Consider the following 15,221-nt stretch of genomic DNA (forward strand, 5'->3'; position numbering starts at 1 on the left):
CTTGCTACCTCCGTAGGTGGTCCACCGCCATACGGGCGGCGGTGCCGATCACCGCGTCCGCGCGCGGCTGGATGACCGCCGTGCTGAACGAGCGGGTGAACACCGCCACCGCGTACCGGCCGCCGTCGGGGTACTCGACCACGCCGACCTCGGTGCGCAGCGTCGGCAGCGACCCGGTCTTGCCGCCGACCTCGACGTCGTCGTACGGGAAGCCCGAGGCCAGCCGGTGCGGCCACACCTGCATGTTGAGCACGCCGCGCATCCAGGAGCACGACTGCGGCGAGGCGGCCTCGTCCCGCCAGATCATGGACAGCAGGCGGGTCAGCTCGCGCGGGGTGCTGCGGTTGGTGTGCGCGGGGTCGAGCGCCCGCATGCGGGAGATGTCGTCGGGATCCAGGTACGGCCACCCGTGGCCGGTGTCCAGCTCCATGGTCTCGTACAGGTCGCGGCCGCTCTGCCGCAGCCGGGTGCCGTCGAGGCCGAAGGCGTCCAGCATGGCGTTGACGTTGTCCATGCCCACCCGGTCGAGCAGCACGTCGGCGGAGGTGTTGTCGCTCACCGCCATCATCAGGTACGCCAGGTCGCGCAGCGACATCGTCACGTCGTCGAGCATGGCCGACAGCCCCGTGGGCCCGGAGACCCGCTGGCCGGACGTCACGGTCGTCGGAGCGGTCGCGTCCAGCCGACCGGCGTCGGCCTGCCGGCAGAACTCGACCAGCAGCGGCAGCTTGTACACCGACGCCAGGGGCATCGGCTCGTCGGCGCCGTGGCCGGACTCCCGTCCTGAGTCGATGTCGCAGGCGTGCAGCCAGCCCGTCACCCCGGCCATCCGGAACAGCGCCGCGTAGTCGGGACCGCTCATGCCAGCATCCCCGGCCTCCGGCTGATCCGCCGCGCGGGCGCGGCGCCCTCGTCGGTCATCCCGGCGCTCTCCTTCAACGTGCGTACGGCGACGTCCGAGAACTCGGCGACCCAGTGCTGTTTCGGGCCCGTCGCCGCGCGCCAGGCCGTGGAGACCCGGCACGCGATCGGCGAGCCTAGCAGCGGCCGCCAGGCCAGCCCAGGGACGTCCGCCCTGGGCCCGAACGCCACCGCCTGACCGGCCAGCACCAGGCCGAGCCCGGCGCCCTGGTGCACCTGGCCGGGCGCGTACCCGTGCCGGCGGCACTCGGCCAGCGTCTCGGCGTGCCAGCCCGGCTCGCCCTCCTTGGGCGGCATCAGCAGCTCGCGCCCGGCCAGGTCGGTCAGGTGCACCTCGCCGGTCCCGGCCAGCGGGTCGTCCACGGCCAGCAGCACGCCGAGGGGCTGCACGAGCACCTGGCCGAAGTCCAGGCCGGGGGCGGCGACCGGATGGCGGACGAGCCCGACGTCGATCGCGCCCCCGGCCAGGGCGGACACCTGGTCGGACGTCCAGGTCTCGACGGGGACGAGCCGTACGTCCGGATTGACCGCCCGGAAGCCCGCGACCAGGGCGGCGATCACCGAGGCGGCCAGGTCGGGCGGCACCCCGATCTTGAGCACGCCGCCGTCGCCGCGGCGGGCCAGCTCGCGCAGCCGCTCGACCCGGGAGACGATCTCGCGGGACTCGGCGAGCAGCAGCCGTCCGGCCTCGGTCAGGCGTACCTGCCGGGCGGAGCGGTCGAAGAGCTGCACGCCGAGCTCCTCCTCCAGACGTTTGATGCGCTGGCTGAGCGGCGGCTGCGCCATGCCGAGGCGGATCGCGGCGTTCCCGAAGTGCAGTTCCTCCGCCACGACGACGAAGTAGCGGAGATGCCGGACCAAGTCCATGACCAGCCACTATATCCAGATTTATATCCATATTGCCGTCATATCAATATTGGACGGGACTCCTCCGTCTCTGGTGTCCTCGGGCCATGGCATCACAAACGGGGACACTGTACGGGCGCGCTCGGCCGGGGGGACCGCGTCGCGGACGGCGGCGCAGGTGGCCGCTGGTCCTGACCGTCCTGGTCGTGCTGGTCGTGGCGGCGGGGGCAGCGGTGTGGCTGTTGCGCACGAAGGGCTCACCCGAGCAGACGACCGACGAATACCTCTCGGCCTGGTCCGTCCAGGATTATGCGAAGATGCGCGGGCTCGTCGCCGACCCGCCCACCGACTTCGAGGTCTGGCACCGGCGTTTCCGCACCGACCTCAAGGTCGACCAGGCCACCTTCGCCCGCCCCCGCTCGACCGGCCCCTTCGCCGACGACGGCCCGGACGACGACGGCTACCTGGGCTTCTCCGCCAGCCTGCAAGGCCGGCGGGACTGGACGTACAGCGGCCGGCTCAAGCTGGTCGAGCGGGACGGCGCCTGGAAGGTCGCCTGGACCCCCGCGGCCATCCACCCCAAGCTCAGGAAGGGCCTCTCGCTGCGCCTGGTCGCCCAGAAGCGCGACTCCACCCGCGTCCTGGCCGCCGACGGCACCGAGATCGGCGGGGCGGACGCCCCCGGCTCGGTGCAGCAGCTCGTCGAGGGCATCAAGCAGACCTACCCTGACTGGTTCAATCTGGGGGGCGACTCGATCATCGGCCTCTACAAGGGCGACGAGCTGGTCGAGACGCTGGCCGAGCCGGGCGGCACCGAGCCGGTCAGCACCACGATCGACCTGAAGGTGCACGCGGCGGGGGCCGCGGCGCTGGACGGCGTCACCAAGCCGGCCTCGCTGGTGGCGCTGCGCGCCTCGACCGCCGAGATCCTGGCCGTGGTCAACAAGCCCGGCGGCTTCAACCGGGCGCTGCTCGGCAAGTACCCGCCCGGCTCGACGTTCAAGGTCGTGACGGCCTCGGCGCTGGTCGCGGACGGGGTCGAGCCCGGCAGGACGGTCACCTGCCCGGCCGAGAAGAACATCGGCGGCTTCCCCTTCCACAACGCCGGCTTCAAGGACTACGGCACGCTCTCCTTCCAGGACGCCTTCGCGCACTCGTGCAACACGACGTTCGGCGAGATGAGCGTGGCCGAGCTGAACGGCGGCAGGCTGGCCGAGGTGGCCAGGAGCTTCGGCTTCGGCGTCCCGATCAAGCCGGGCGTGCCCGCCGTGCGGGCCGAGTTCCCCGACCCCAAGGACGACACCGACCTCGCCTCGGCCTCCATCGGCCAGGGCCGGGTGCTGGCCAGCCCGCTCAACATGGCCTCGGTCGCCGCCGCCATCGCCTCGGGCGCCTGGATCCCGCCGCGGATCGTGTCCAAGGAGGTGGCCGCCGACGACCGTCCGCGCCCGCTGGAGCGGGGCGTGGTGTCGGCCCTGCGCAAGCTCATGCCCGCCGTCGTCACGGACGGCACCGCCAAGGGCGCGCACTTCCCGGCGGGCACCGCGGGCAAGACCGGGACGGCCGAGTACGGCTCGGGCGAGGAGCCGCCCGCGCACTCGTGGTTCATCGGCTACAAGGGTGACGTGGCGTTCGCGGTGATCGTGGAGGGCGGCGGCGCCGGCTCTGCCGTGGCGGCCCCCGTCGCGGCCCGCTTCCTCAACGCCCTGCCCTGACGCAGGGAGGGGGCGGCGCCGGGCGAGGTCAGCCGGCCTTGCGGTCCAGCGGGGAGGTCAGGCCGGCCACCGCGGCCACCACCTCCGAGGCGTCCGACAGGTCGGGCAGCACCAGGTCGGCGCCCGCCTCGCGCAGTTCGGCGGCCGTCGACCGCCCCGAGGCGACCCCGATCACGGCGGCCCCGCCGATCCTGGCGGCCTGCACGTCGCGCGTGGAGTCGCCGATCACCACCGTGTTGGCCGCCGTGAACGGCGTGCCCAGCCGCTGCTTGGCCCTGCCCTGCGCGACCTGCAGCAGCGTCGCCTTGGGGTAGACCTCCTCGCCGTAGCCGCCGAGCTCGAAGTCGACGTACCTGTCCAGCCCGAACGCCTTGAGCTTGTGCACGGCGTTGCCCTTGATCGTGCCGGTCAGCACCGACTGCACGACGCCGTCGAGCCGGGCCACCGACTTCAGCGCGTCCTTGGCTCCCGGCATCATCCGGCCCTCCTTGGCCAGCCGGCCGCGCCGGTCGGCGAAGGCGAGGGCCAGGGCGGCCAGGAATCTGGGCAGGTGGTCGTCCTGCGCCGGGATGCCGTTGACGGCCAGCGTCTCGAAGACGATCTCGGAGTCGGGACGGCCGAGCGGCGGCACGAGCTTGACCAGCGGCCGGCCGGTCACGGCGCGGAACGCCTCGGCGTAGGCGTCCCGGGTCACGATGGCGACGTCGACCAGGGTGAGATCGACGTTCCAGAGCACAAGGCGGTTGATGGCGACCTCCTGAGGGGTTCCCGGCAAGGGTACGGCCCCGGCCCGGCCGGGGGCTGCCCCCGGCGGATCCGGCATATCCCCCTCAGGCGTACTGAAGCGCCTGGGCGAGCGTGTCCACCACGGGCAGGCCGGTGCCCTCCAGCTCGGCCCGCGTGGTCATGCCGCCGGTGTAGAGCACCGCCCGCGCCCCCACGTGCCGCGCGGCGAGCCCGTCGTCGACGCTGTCGCCGATCACCAGGACCTCGCCTGGGTCGAGGTCGAGGGCCTGGATGTGGGCGGTCATGTGCACGGCCTTCTCGCCGCCCGTGACGCCGACCAGCCCGTCGATCCGGGTGAAGTGCCGGGTGATGCCGAAGGACTCGACGATCGGCACGAGATGGGCGTGGGGGGCCATCGAGCACAGCGACTGGGTGCCGGCCCAGCCGCCGAGCACCACCTCGGCGTCGGGGGCCAGCCCGCAGGCGGCGCTGAGCCTGAAGTAGTGCTCGTGGAACCCGTCGTCCAGCAGCTCCCACTCCCCCTCGGCCAGCGGCCTGCCGAGCAGCCGCTCGTAGGCGACCCAGATGGGGCGGGTGTAGACCGCGCGGAACCCGTCGGCGGTCAGCTCAGGCAGCGCGTACGGCTTGAACAGGGCGTTGGTGGCGCCGACGACGGCCTCGACGTCGTGGAAGAGCGTCCCGTTCCAATCCCAGATGATGTGTTTTGTCATGTCCCATCAAGCTTATTCGACAGGTGTGACGATCCTATGACCCGAGCAGGTCCGGGATCTCCTGGGTGGCGTACCACATGAGCTCGTGGGCCTCGGCGCCGTCGACCGTGAAGCGGGCGTCGTCGTCGCCGTCGTCGGCGGCGGGCAGCGCCTCGACGGCGGCCTCGATGTCGCCGACGGCGTCGTGGTCGTCGACGTGCACCGCGGCCACCTTCGCCATCGGGACGGCCGCGGCCAGGCGCACGCGGGCCCGCTCCTCCAGGTCGACGCCGGCCGAGACCGACCCGTCGGGCACCTCGGCGGCCACCACCACCCGCCGGTGCGCGGCGGCCACGCCGTCGGCGCGGTCGGCGGCCAGCATGCGCAGCGAGGCGCGGGCCGCCTCGGTCAGCGCGACGTACTCCAGTTCCTCGGTGTCGCCCGAGGCGTACCACTCGGTCAGCGCGGGGGTCACCGCGTAACCGGTCAGGGGGGCCGGACCCAGCTCCCCCGCCTCGACCGCGCGGGCGAGGGCGGGGAGGGTGCACGGCAGATAGACGCGCATCACGAACCTTTCCGAAATCGCAAGGGCACCATCATGCCCGGCGCAGCGTGAGCCGGAGTACGGTCTCCAGCTCTGTGAGGGTCGTGTCGGCGTCGCGGTGGTGGATGCCGGTGATGCCGAGCGCGCGGGCGGCCACGATGTTGGCCTCGATGTCGTCGATGAAGACGCACTGCTCGCCGGGCAGCCCGACCTGGTCGAGGGCGTGGCGGAAGATGCGCTCCTCGGGCTTGCGCATGCCGACCTCGCCGGAGATCACGACCGCGTCGAAGAGGCCGTCCCATTCGTGGCGGGGGTAGGTGTTAGACCAGGAGTTAGACAACAAACACGTCTTAACACCATTTTTCCGTACGTCGCGGAGCATGTCGTACATGGCGTCAACCCGTTCGAAGCCCGCGAACATGCGCTCCAGCAGCCCCTCGGCCACCGGCGGCACGCCGTCCAGGGTGAGCAGCCGCGCGGCCAGGTCGCGCTCGAAGGCCGGGCCGTCGAGCTCGCCGCGTTCGAGCGCGTGCACGACGTTCTGTCCCTCGCCGCCCCGGTAGGCGTGGTCGACCAGCTCGCGCATCACCGAACGGTAGTGCTCGGCGTCGATCCGGTCGGCCGCGAGCCACCGGGCGATGGAGTCGGTCAGGCTGGTCGTGAGCACGCCACCCCAGTCGATGAGCACCCCTGCGACCACGACCGCCTCCTCGCTCGAATCCGGTTCTAGGATAGAACCCCGCGAATCGGCTTTCGCGCCTACCCCGCGGCCCGCACCTTGGCGGCCAGCCTGCGGTGCTCGGGCGAGCGCAGCACGCCGGCCGCCTGCTGCGCGGACGCGACGGGCGCCGCCGGCAGCAGGCCCCTCTTCTGCTTGAGCCTGAGCAGCCGGACGACCGACTGGTCGAGGCGGTCCTCGGAGATGCGTCCCGATTTCACCGCCGCCAGCACCGCCTGGTACGCCTTGCCCAGGTCGTACGGCATGAGCAGCAGGTCGGCCCCGGCCAGCACGGCGCGCACCGCCACCTCGCCGTCGCCGTACTTCTTGCGCACGCCCTCCATGTTGAGCGCGTCGGTGGAGATCACGCCCTTGAAGCCGAGCTTCTGCCGCAGCAGGCCGGTCAGGATGGGCTTGGACAGCGTCGCCGGGTCGCCCGACGGGTCGAGCTTGGGGAAGACGATGTGGGCGCTCATCACGGCATCGACCCCGGCGCCGACGGCGGCCCTGAACGGCGGCGCGTCGATCCTCTCCCACTGGGCCATGGTGTGCTTGATCACCGGCAGGCCGGTGTGGCTGTCGACGGAGGTGTCGCCGTGGCCCGGGAAGTGTTTGGCCGTGGCCGCCACCTTGGCGTCGCCGAAGCCCTTGACCGCCGCCGCGACCATCTTCGCCACCGCGGACGGGTCGTCGCCGTAGGCCCGCCTGCCGATGACCGGGTTCCGCGGGTTGACGTTGACGTCGGCGACGGGCGCGAAGTCGAGGTTGACCCCGAGCGCCCGCAGCTCCTCGCCGGTCGCCCTGGCCACGGCCCTGGAGTTCGCCGGGTCCTTCGTGGCGCCGATCTCGGCCGCGCCGGGGAAGTCGGTCATCAGCGCGGACATGCGGGAGACCAGGCCGTTCTCCTGGTCGGTGCCGACCAGCAGCGGGACCTTCTTCGACGCCTCCTGCAGGCCGTTGGTGAGCCGGACCACCTGGGCCGTCGACTTGACGTTCGCCGGGAAGAGGATCACGCCGCCCAGGTGGTAGCGGGCGATCACCTTGGCCGGGGTCTGGGCGCCGTAGCGGGCCTGGTTCTCGCCGGAGACGGTGTCGGCCGCGGTGCCGTACAGGACGGGCATGAAGAGCTGGCCGACCTTCTCCTCCACCGTCAGCCGCCGCAGCGCCCGCAGCACCGGGTCGGACTCGGCCTGGGGCGGGCTCTGGGGCGTCGTGCCGGCCGTGGCGGTGGCGGGGGTGGCGGGGGTGGCCCCGTCGCCCGCCGGGGCCGCGCTCGCCGGGGCGCCGGCGCCGCCGCCGCACGCGGTGAGCGCCAACACCAGGAGCCCTGCCGGGCCGATCCGTCTGAACATGCCTTCCAAGGTATCCATGCCGCGGCCCGGACGAGTCCCGCGACCCGGAAAAGGCCCGCTCACACCCCCAGCGCCGCGAGCCCCGGCAGGTGGGTGCGCGCGACCGCGCGCGCGTTCGCCGCCGTGACCTGGGCCCGCGCGTTGCGCGCCGCCAGGGTGCACTGCTCCAGCGTGTGCGCGGCCAGCGCCGCCCGTACGGCCGCCAGCGCCCCCGCCCCCATCGACAGGGTCGTCGCCCCCAGCCCGACCAGCACGCACGCCAGAGCCGGGTCGGCGGCGGCCTCACCGCAGATGCCCACCGGCTTGCCGTGTCCGCAGGACATGGCGATCAGGTCGAGCAGCGCCGGCTGCCACGGGTCCTGGAGCCCGCTCACCGTGCCGAGCTGGCGGTCGGCGGCGAAGGCGTACTGGGCCAGATCGTTCGTGCCGAGCGAGACGAAGTCCACCACCCCGGCGAGCTGCCCGGCCCGCAGCGCCGCCGACGGGATCTCGATCATGACGCCCACCTTGGACAGCCCGCGCGCCCGGCAGGCGTCGGCGAACCACCTGGCCTCCTCGGCCGTGGCCACCATGGGCGCCATCACCAGCAGCTCGGCCGGCGCGCCCTCGGCCGCCGCCGCCAGCGCGCGCAACTGCGCGTCCATCACCTCGGGGAAGCGCCTGAACAGGCGCAGCCCGCGCTCCCCCAGCGCCGGGTTCGGCTCGGCGGGTGCGGGCAGGAACCGCAGCGGCTTGTCGGCGCCCGCGTCGAGCGTGCGCACGACCACGGTGGCGCCGGGCACGGCCTCCAGCGCCGCCCGGTAGGCGCGCTGCTGCTCCTCGACGGCGGGGGCCTCGGCCCGGTCGAGGAAGAGGAACTCGGTGCGGTAGAGCCCGACGCCCTCCGCCCCGGCGGCCAGCGCCTCCTCCAGCTCGGCGGGCCCGGCGACGTTGGCCAGCAGCGGCACCGCGTGGCCGTCGGCGGTCCGGCCCGGCCCCTTGGCCGCGCCGATCGCCGCCTGCTTCGCCGCCGCCGCGTCCCGCGCCCCGGCCACGTGGTCGTCGGACGGCTCCACGCTCACCTCGCCCGTCGTGCCGTCCACCAGGACGGGGACGCCGGCGGGGATGCCGGTCGCCCCCGGGCAGGCGACCACGGCGGGCACGCCCATCGCCCGCGCCATGATCGCGGTGTGGCTCGTGGGCCCGCCCTGCTCGGTGACGAACCCGGCCACGTCCCGCTTGGACAGCAGGGCCGTGTCGGCGGGCGCCAGGTCGGTCGCGACCAGCACGTACGGCACCTCCGGCGCGGCCGGCAGGCCCGGCAGGGAGTGCCCGGTCAGCAGGGCGATCACCCGGTCCCTGATGTCGTCGAGGTCGGCGGCCCGCTCGCCCAGGTAGCCGCCGGCCCCGCTGAGCACGTCCCGGTACTTCGTGAACGCCTCGAAGACCGCACGGGGAGCGGCGAGGCCCCGGTCGATGAGGGTCCTGACCTTCACCACCAGACCGGGGTCCTCGGCCATCAGCGCCTGGGCCTTGAGGATCTCGCCGGCCTCGCCGCCCGCCTGGTTGCCGCGGGACTCGAGCTCGCCCGCGACCTGTGAGAGCGCGGCCGAGGCCCGCTCCTTCTCCTGCTCCGCCTCACCGGTGTAGGTGCTGCCCTCGGGGGGTTCGGGCACAGAGGCGGTCAGAACGTACGCGGGGCCGTGCCCGATTCCCGGGCTGACCCCAACCCCCCGCAGGTTCATGGCGCTCCGGCGATCGTGGCCAGTTCGTCCAGGATCTCCTCGGAGCCGTCGCCCTCCGCCGTGATCACGACGGTCTCGCCCTGCCGGACGTCGAGCGCCATGATGGCGAGGATGCTCTTGCCGTTGACCGGGGCCCCGCCGCCGCTGGCCTTGGCGACGCTGATGTCCATCGGGGCCAGCTGGGCCCGTTTCACGAACGTCGCCGCGGGACGGGCGTGCAGACCCACCTCCGCCGCGACCGTGACCTTGCGCTCACCCATGAGCCTCTCCTTCTGTACCCGGTCCAGACCAGCTGGACCCTTGCGTGAACGGCGGCCGGCCGCTCGCGGTCGGGCCGGGCGCCGACATGGCTGGGGGCATGCCTATTGTGACGTCTTCTGCCGGTACGACCGTGCCGCTGAGGCGTCGCACGCCGGTCTCGGGGACCGCGCCGACGCTGTCTACCTCCATGTGAACAGCTCGTCCCCCACGCGCACCGCCCCCTGGACGATGCCGGTCACCGACTCCGAGAGGGCGTCCAGGGCCACGACGGGGCAGACCGGGGACCGTCCGCCGGCCTCGACGACGGACGGGTCCCACGCCACCACGGGCTGCCCCGCGCTGACCCTGTCGCCCTCGGCCGCCAGCAGCTGGAACCCCTTCCCCTTGAGCTGGACCGTGTCGATGCCCAGGTGCACCAGCACGCCCCTGCCGTCGTCCCCCACGATGACGTAGGCATGCGGATGCAGTTTCATAATTTTTCCCGCTATGGGGGCTACGGCCTTGCCGGGCCCCCGCAGCGGGTCGATCGCCGTTCCCGGTCCCACCATGCCCGCGGAGAAAACCGGATCGGGCACGGCGGCCAACCCCACAGCCGCCCCCTCGACCGGGGCGAGAACAGTCGTCATGGTCTCGCCCTTAGCCGATGATGTCCTCGATGTCGCTGGCGATCGTGTCCGCCTCGGGCCCCACGACGACCTGGACCACGTTCCCCGCGGCCATCACGCCGTGCGCCCCCGCCGCCTTGAGCGCGGCCTGGTCGACCTTGGACGCGTCGTGCACTTCGGTGCGCAACCGGGTGATGCAGGGCTCGATCTCGATGATGTTGTCGGCACCGCCGAGACCGGCGATGATCGCATTCACATCCGCCGCCATCCGGTCCTCCCTCGTTCCAACTCCGTGACCAGGCTAAACGAGGCGCCTCGCTCAGTCCGTCTGCGTGACCTTGTTGAGGCCGCGCGGCGAGTCGGGGTCGATGCCGAGGCGCCGGGCCAGCGCCTCGGTGAGAAGCTGGCCGGGGATGATCAGGCCCATCGGCGCCACCCATTCGGGCAGGTCGGGGCCGTTCAGCGCGGCCGTGCCGGCCTGCGCGAGCGCGTCGCCGCCGCCGATCGTGTACGCCGCCGCGCCCGCCGCCACGACCCGCTCGGCCAGGGCCACCGTGCCGGACAGCGTGGGGCTGTTCTCGGCGGCCACCAGCAGCGCCGGCGTGTCGGCGTCGACCACGGCGATCGGGCCGTGCAGCAGGTCGGCGTAGGACAGGCCCATGGCGTGCAGGTAGCAGGCCTCCTTGAGCTTGAGCGCGGTCTCCAGGGCCGTGGAGAAGGCGAGCCCGCGTCCGGACACGACCACGCCCGGCTTGTCCAGCAGCCCCTCGACGACCGCGTCCAGGTCGCCCGGCTCGGCGATCAGCTTCTCGACCGCGTCGGGCACCCGGCGCAGGTCCTCGGCGTCCACGTCGGCGCCCAGGCCCAGCGCGAGCACGGCCAGCGCGGCGAGCTGCGTGGTGTAGGTCTTGGTCGCCGGGACGGCCTTCTCCTCGCCGGCCAGCGTGCACAGCGCGACGTCGGCCGCCTGGGCGAGCGGGCTGTCCTCGCCGCCGTTGGTGATGCCGACCGTCTTCGCGCCGCAGTCCTTGGCCCAGGCCAGGGTCTCGACGATCTCCTCCGTACGGCCCGACTGGGAGATCGCGACGGCCAGCACGCCGTCGAGGTCGAGCTTGCGCCGGTAGGTCGTCGCGATGGACGGCGCCGCCAGCGCGCCCATCCGGCCCGCGTGGGACTCGACCAGGTAGCGGCCGTAGACTGCGGCGTTGTCGGAGGTTCCACGCGCGATGAACAGCAGCTGGCGAGTCTGCTCGCCCACCGCCTTCACCTCGCCCACCCTGGGGAGCAGGGCGTCGAGCGTGGCCCGCAGCGCTTCCGGCTGCTCGGCGATCTCACTGCGCATCTTGGTGGTCATCCTGAGCTCATCCCTCGATTCATACGGTGTCGGACTTGACCGTCTTTCGCGACATGTGGTCTAGTCCGGACTAGACCAGTACGAACCATAGCCCATGGCCACCAAACAAGAAATCTGCCCATAGACTGCCGCACCACCAGATCCAGATTTCTTCTTTGCCGATCGAGGGGAGGATCCGTGGCGCACATCGATCCGGATAGCCCGGTGCCCAAGTACTTCCAGCTTCGCGAGATCCTGCTGGACCTCATTGACAGCAACGAGCTCAGCATCGGCGCGGCCATCCCGTCCGAGCGCGAGCTCTGCCAGCGCTTCGGCCTGTCCAGGATGACCGTACGGCAGGCCGTCGACCACCTGGTCTCCGAGGGCCGCCTGCACCGCGTGCCGGGCAAGGGCACGTTCGTGGCCAGGCCCAAGATCGAGCTGGCGTTGCAGCTCACGTCGTTCACCGACGACATGAGGGCGCGCGGGATGATCCCGGGCTCGCGCGACCTCGACCGCCGCATCGTGCGGGCCAGCGCTCACCTGGCCAAGGAGCTGGGGATCCAGCCGGGTGAGGAAGTGCACTTCATCGAACGCCTGCGCACGGCCGACGGCGAGCCGCTGTCCATCGAACGGGCACACATCCCGGTCAAGCTCGCCCCCGACCTGGCCGACTATGACCTGTCGGACAAATCGCTGTACGAGCTGCTGGAGAGCCGCTACGGGCTGGTCATGGACGCCGGCGAGCTCACCATTGACGGCGGCATCGCCGACCCGAGCGACGCCGACCTGCTGAAGCTGCCGCGCGGCGGCGCCGTGCTGCTGCTCCAGCGCAGGTCCTTCTCCGGCGGCGTCTGCGCGGAGCTCGGCGTGTCCACCTACCGCGCTGACCGCTATCAGCTGCGGACCATCCTCGAAATGCCCGTTAGACGGGGCTAGGGCCACTCCGCCGGGCCCGGACGGCCTGCCCGGCGGACGCCTGACTCCCACCCCCCGGAGGAACGCCCGGTGAACGAGACCACCGCCGCCGCCCGGCCTTCGCCGTTCGCACGCGTGATGAACGTGCTCCAGCGGCTGGGCCGCTCGCTGATGCTGCCCATCGCGGCCCTGCCCGCGGCCGCGCTGCTCTTCCGGTTCGGGCAGCCCGACATGCTGGGCTCCAACGGCCCGGCCCCCGGCGGCCTGGCCGACGTGCCCGGGTTCGCGTGGATGAGCCAGGTCGCCGAGGTGCTGGCCGCCGCCGGGGACGCGCTGTTCCAGAACCTGCCGCTGCTGTTCGCGGTGGGCGTGGCCATCGGCTTCGCCCGCAAGGCCGACGGCACCACGGCGCTGGCGGCCGTCGTCGGCTACCTGGTGTTCGACCGGGTGACCAAGGTGATGTTCTTCGGCTCCGACATCCGCGACACCGTGGCCATCCGCCAGGTCCAGGACCAGGGCATCAAAGAGGTCATCAACTACGGCATGCAGAACCCCACCAAGGTGCTCGGCGGCATCGTGATGGGCCTGGTCACCGCCCTGCTGTGGCAGCGCTTCCACCGCATCAAGCTGCCGCCGTGGCTGGCCTTCTTCGGCGGACGCCGGTTCGTCCCGATCATCACCTCCATCGTCGCGCTGCTCCTCGGCGTGCTGTTCGGCTGGCTCTGGCCGGTGCTCGGCGAGTGGATCCGGCACGCCGGCGAGGCCCTGGCCGCCATCGGCCCGATCGGCACCGGCATCTACGGCCTGATCAACCGGCTGCTCATCCCGCTCGGCCTGCACCACTTCGTGAACTCGGTCGTCTGGTACGTCGTGCCGCAGTGCGAGGTGGGCGGTCACGTGCTGGGCGGCGACTGGAACTGCTACTTCGGCGGCGCCCCGCACTCCGGCCAGTTCATGGCCGGCTTCTTCCCCGTCATGATGTTCGCCCTGCCCGCCGCCGCCTTGGCCATGTGGCGGGCCGCGCCGCCGCACCGCCGGGCCACGGTGGGCGGCATCATGCTCTCGGCCGGGCTGGCCTCGTTCGTCACCGGCATCACCGAGCCGATCGAGTTCGCGTTCATCTTCGTCGCGCCCGCGCTGCTGGTCGCGCACGCCGTCCTGACCGGCCTGGCGATGGCGCTCACCACGCTCATCGGCGGGCAGCTCGGCTTCGGCTTCTCCGCGGGCCTGCTCGACATGCTGCTGAACGCCAGCAAGTCCAACACCCAGAACCTGCCCGGCATCCTGCTGCTCGGCCTGATCTACGGCGTGGTGTACTACGTCGTCTTCACCTTCCTCATCCGCAGGTTCGACATCATGACGCCGGGCCGGGAACCCGAGCCCGACCTCGACTCCGGCGAGACCTAGCGGCCGTTTTCCGCCACGCCCGCCGTGGTAGGAACCTGGCATTCCCCCGCTGACGGACCACCGAGCGGGGGTGAGGACCATGGGCGCGTCGCCCTGGTCGGCGACGTTCGCGGTGCTGCAGCGTATCGGCCGCTCGCTCATGATGCCCATCGCCGTGCTGCCCGCCGCCGGCCTGCTCTTCCGCTTCGGCCAGGACGACCTGCTCGGCAAGGACGGCCTCGGCGGCCTCCTGCCCTGGATGCTGCCCGTCGCCAACGTCCTGGCGGCGGCCGGCGGCGCCCTGTTCGACAACCTGCCCGTCCTGTTCGCGATCGGCGTCGCGATCGGGTTCGCGCGCAAGTCCGACGGCTCCACCGCCCTCGCCGCCCTGGTCGGCTACCTGGTGTTCGACCGCGTCAGCCGCACGCTCTTCTACGACGCGGGCCACGGCGCGGTCTACGACAAGGTCGTCGTCACCACGCCGCAGGGGCCGATGCTCAACCTGGGGGCCCAGAACCCCACCGGCGTGCTCGGCGGCATCGTGATCGGCATCACCGCGGCCCTGCTCTGGCAGCGTTTCTACCGGCTGAAGCCGCCGCCGTGGCTGGCCTTCTTCGGCGGGCGCCGCTCGGTCCCGATCATCACCGCCGTCGCCGCCCTGCTGCTCGGCGTCGTGTTCGGGCTGGCCTGGCGGCCGGTGGGCGACTGGCTGTCCGGCGTCGGCGACTGGCTCTCGGCCCACGGCACCGCGGGCACCGGCATCTACGGCGTGGCCAACCGGCTGCTGATCCCCGTCGGCCTGCACCACTTCCTCAACACCATCGTCTGGTTCACCCTGCCCGAATGCCACGCCGGCGTGAACGGCGCCACCCGGAACGCCGCCGGCGACCTGAACTGCTACTTCGCCGGCGAGCAGGGCGCCGGCATCTTCATGACCGGCTTCTTCCCCGTCATGATGTTCGGGCTGCTCGGGGCCGCCATCGCCATGTGGCGGGCGGCTCCGCCGGAACGCCGCAAGTCCGTGGGCGGCATCATGCTGTCGGCCGGGCTGACGGCATTCATCACCGGCATAACCGAGCCGCTGGAATTCGCCTTCATTTTCGTCGCGCCGGTGCTTTTCGTGGTGCACGCCCTGCTGACCGGGCTGTCGATGGCCCTCATGGCGGAATCGGGCGCGCGGCTCGGCTTCACCTTCTCCGGCGGGGCCATAGACATGCTGCTGAACGCCAGCAAATCGAACACCCACCGGCTCGGGCTGATCATCGGCTTCGGGCTGCTGTATTTCGTTCTCTATTATCTGATCTTCGCGTTCCTGATCCGCCGCCTGAACATCCCCACCCCCGGCCACGAACCCCCCGCCCCGCCGCCGCCCTAGCCGCCCCCACGCGCACGACGAAACCCCCGCGTGAACGACGAAGCCCCCGTCCTCCCTGCTCGCGCAGGGGGGACGGGGGCCCGCTCA

General features: G+C 72.1%; 16 protein-coding genes. 4 read left to right on the forward strand and 12 right to left on the reverse strand.

Annotated features, from left to right (window positions below; all coding sequences use genetic code 11):
• Positions 1 to 4: 4 nt before the first annotated feature.
• Together ACIBST_RS08500 and ACIBST_RS08505 are read right to left on the reverse strand one after the other, a co-directional pair.
• On the reverse strand, positions 5 to 862 hold the full coding sequence (locus tag ACIBST_RS08500; protein ID WP_397170201.1) for a serine hydrolase: 858 nt from the start codon (positions 860 to 862) through the stop codon (positions 5 to 7).
• Positions 859 to 1,788 (reverse strand): LysR family transcriptional regulator, encoded by a 930-nt coding sequence (locus tag ACIBST_RS08505; protein ID WP_397170202.1) that lies wholly within the window; start codon positions 1,786 to 1,788, stop codon positions 859 to 861. The genes ACIBST_RS08500 and ACIBST_RS08505 overlap by 4 nt, the downstream gene beginning before the upstream one ends.
• Positions 1,789 to 1,874: 86 nt before the next feature.
• Here ACIBST_RS08505 and ACIBST_RS08510 point away from each other — a divergent pair, with 86 nt between their 5' ends.
• A complete protein-coding gene (locus ACIBST_RS08510; RefSeq protein ID WP_397170204.1) occupies positions 1,875 to 3,482 on the forward strand; it encodes a penicillin-binding transpeptidase domain-containing protein in 1,608 nt (535 codons plus the stop codon).
• A 28-nt stretch (positions 3,483 to 3,510) separates the two neighbouring features.
• Here the strand turns inward: ACIBST_RS08510 and ACIBST_RS08515 are convergent, their stop codons facing one another.
• From ACIBST_RS08515 to ACIBST_RS08560, 10 genes are all read right to left on the reverse strand, one after another.
• The gene (locus ACIBST_RS08515; protein WP_397170206.1) at positions 3,511 to 4,218 is read right to left on the reverse strand and encodes an HAD family hydrolase; all 708 of its coding nucleotides are present in this window, start codon (positions 4,216 to 4,218) and stop codon (positions 3,511 to 3,513) included.
• 94 nt (positions 4,219 to 4,312) lie between these two features.
• On the reverse strand, positions 4,313 to 4,939 hold the full coding sequence (locus tag ACIBST_RS08520; RefSeq protein WP_397170208.1) for an HAD family hydrolase: 627 nt from the start codon (positions 4,937 to 4,939) through the stop codon (positions 4,313 to 4,315).
• A 34-nt stretch (positions 4,940 to 4,973) separates the two neighbouring features.
• Positions 4,974 to 5,483 (reverse strand): DUF6912 family protein, encoded by a 510-nt coding sequence (locus ACIBST_RS08525; RefSeq protein ID WP_357990569.1) that lies wholly within the window; start codon positions 5,481 to 5,483, stop codon positions 4,974 to 4,976.
• A gap of 31 nt (positions 5,484 to 5,514) precedes the next feature.
• Positions 5,515 to 6,162, reverse strand: a complete 648-nt coding sequence (locus ACIBST_RS08530; RefSeq protein WP_397170209.1) for an HAD family hydrolase — start codon at positions 6,160 to 6,162, stop codon at positions 5,515 to 5,517.
• A gap of 59 nt (positions 6,163 to 6,221) precedes the next feature.
• Positions 6,222 to 7,532 (reverse strand): glycoside hydrolase family 3 protein, encoded by a 1,311-nt coding sequence (locus ACIBST_RS08535; protein WP_397170210.1) that lies wholly within the window; start codon positions 7,530 to 7,532, stop codon positions 6,222 to 6,224.
• A gap of 59 nt (positions 7,533 to 7,591) precedes the next feature.
• On the reverse strand, positions 7,592 to 9,256 hold the full coding sequence (ptsP, locus tag ACIBST_RS08540; RefSeq protein WP_397170212.1) for a phosphoenolpyruvate--protein phosphotransferase: 1,665 nt from the start codon (positions 9,254 to 9,256) through the stop codon (positions 7,592 to 7,594).
• Positions 9,253 to 9,516, reverse strand: coding sequence for an HPr family phosphocarrier protein (locus ACIBST_RS08545; RefSeq protein ID WP_352321677.1), 264 nt, complete (start codon positions 9,514 to 9,516; stop codon positions 9,253 to 9,255). Before ACIBST_RS08545 ends, ptsP begins: the two co-directional genes overlap by 4 nt.
• A gap of 180 nt (positions 9,517 to 9,696) precedes the next feature.
• Positions 9,697 to 10,143, reverse strand: a complete 447-nt coding sequence (locus ACIBST_RS08550; protein ID WP_397170214.1) for a PTS glucose transporter subunit IIA — start codon at positions 10,141 to 10,143, stop codon at positions 9,697 to 9,699.
• A gap of 10 nt (positions 10,144 to 10,153) precedes the next feature.
• Positions 10,154 to 10,390 (reverse strand): PTS glucose/sucrose transporter subunit IIB, encoded by a 237-nt coding sequence (locus ACIBST_RS08555; protein WP_352349299.1) that lies wholly within the window; start codon positions 10,388 to 10,390, stop codon positions 10,154 to 10,156.
• Between the two features lie 51 nt (positions 10,391 to 10,441).
• A complete protein-coding gene (locus ACIBST_RS08560; RefSeq protein ID WP_352321673.1) occupies positions 10,442 to 11,476 on the reverse strand; it encodes an SIS domain-containing protein in 1,035 nt (344 codons plus the stop codon).
• 177 nt (positions 11,477 to 11,653) lie between these two features.
• Between ACIBST_RS08560 and ACIBST_RS08565 the strand changes: the two genes are divergently transcribed.
• The 3 genes from ACIBST_RS08565 to ACIBST_RS08575 all read left to right on the forward strand — a co-directional run bounded on the left by ACIBST_RS08565 (position 11,654) and on the right by ACIBST_RS08575 (position 15,134).
• On the forward strand, positions 11,654 to 12,394 hold the full coding sequence (locus tag ACIBST_RS08565) for a GntR family transcriptional regulator (RefSeq protein ID WP_357703032.1): 741 nt from the start codon (positions 11,654 to 11,656) through the stop codon (positions 12,392 to 12,394).
• 69 nt (positions 12,395 to 12,463) lie between these two features.
• Positions 12,464 to 13,780, forward strand: coding sequence for a PTS transporter subunit EIIC (locus tag ACIBST_RS08570; protein ID WP_358282778.1), 1,317 nt, complete (start codon positions 12,464 to 12,466; stop codon positions 13,778 to 13,780).
• 79 nt (positions 13,781 to 13,859) lie between these two features.
• A complete protein-coding gene (locus tag ACIBST_RS08575) occupies positions 13,860 to 15,134 on the forward strand; it encodes a PTS transporter subunit EIIC (protein ID WP_397170215.1) in 1,275 nt (424 codons plus the stop codon).
• Positions 15,135 to 15,221: the final 87 nt, after the last annotated feature.

Origin of the sequence: Nonomuraea sp. NPDC049684 (assembly GCF_044465345.1) — a bacterium.
Classification (GTDB): domain Bacteria; phylum Actinomycetota; class Actinomycetes; order Streptosporangiales; family Streptosporangiaceae; genus Nonomuraea.

Coding starts and splice junctions, on each gene's coding strand:
- ACIBST_RS08500 (WP_397170201.1), bottom strand. CDS start 862: ATGAGCGGTCCCGACTACGCGGCGCTGTTCCGGATGGCCGGGGTGACG.
- ACIBST_RS08505 (WP_397170202.1), bottom strand. CDS start 1,788: ATGGACTTGGTCCGGCATCTCCGCTACTTCGTCGTCGTGGCGGAGGAA.
- ACIBST_RS08510 (WP_397170204.1), top strand. CDS start 1,875: ATGGCATCACAAACGGGGACACTGTACGGGCGCGCTCGGCCGGGGGGA.
- ACIBST_RS08520 (WP_397170208.1), bottom strand. CDS start 4,939: ATGACAAAACACATCATCTGGGATTGGAACGGGACGCTCTTCCACGAC.
- ACIBST_RS08525 (WP_357990569.1), bottom strand. CDS start 5,483: ATGCGCGTCTATCTGCCGTGCACCCTCCCCGCCCTCGCCCGCGCGGTC.
- ACIBST_RS08535 (WP_397170210.1), bottom strand. CDS start 7,532: ATGTTCAGACGGATCGGCCCGGCAGGGCTCCTGGTGTTGGCGCTCACC.
- ptsP (WP_397170212.1), bottom strand. CDS start 9,256: ATGAACCTGCGGGGGGTTGGGGTCAGCCCGGGAATCGGGCACGGCCCC.
- ACIBST_RS08545 (WP_352321677.1), bottom strand. CDS start 9,516: ATGGGTGAGCGCAAGGTCACGGTCGCGGCGGAGGTGGGTCTGCACGCC.
- ACIBST_RS08550 (WP_397170214.1), bottom strand. CDS start 10,143: ATGACGACTGTTCTCGCCCCGGTCGAGGGGGCGGCTGTGGGGTTGGCC.
- ACIBST_RS08555 (WP_352349299.1), bottom strand. CDS start 10,390: ATGGCGGCGGATGTGAATGCGATCATCGCCGGTCTCGGCGGTGCCGAC.
- ACIBST_RS08560 (WP_352321673.1), bottom strand. CDS start 11,476: ATGACCACCAAGATGCGCAGTGAGATCGCCGAGCAGCCGGAAGCGCTG.
- ACIBST_RS08575 (WP_397170215.1), top strand. CDS start 13,860: ATGGGCGCGTCGCCCTGGTCGGCGACGTTCGCGGTGCTGCAGCGTATC.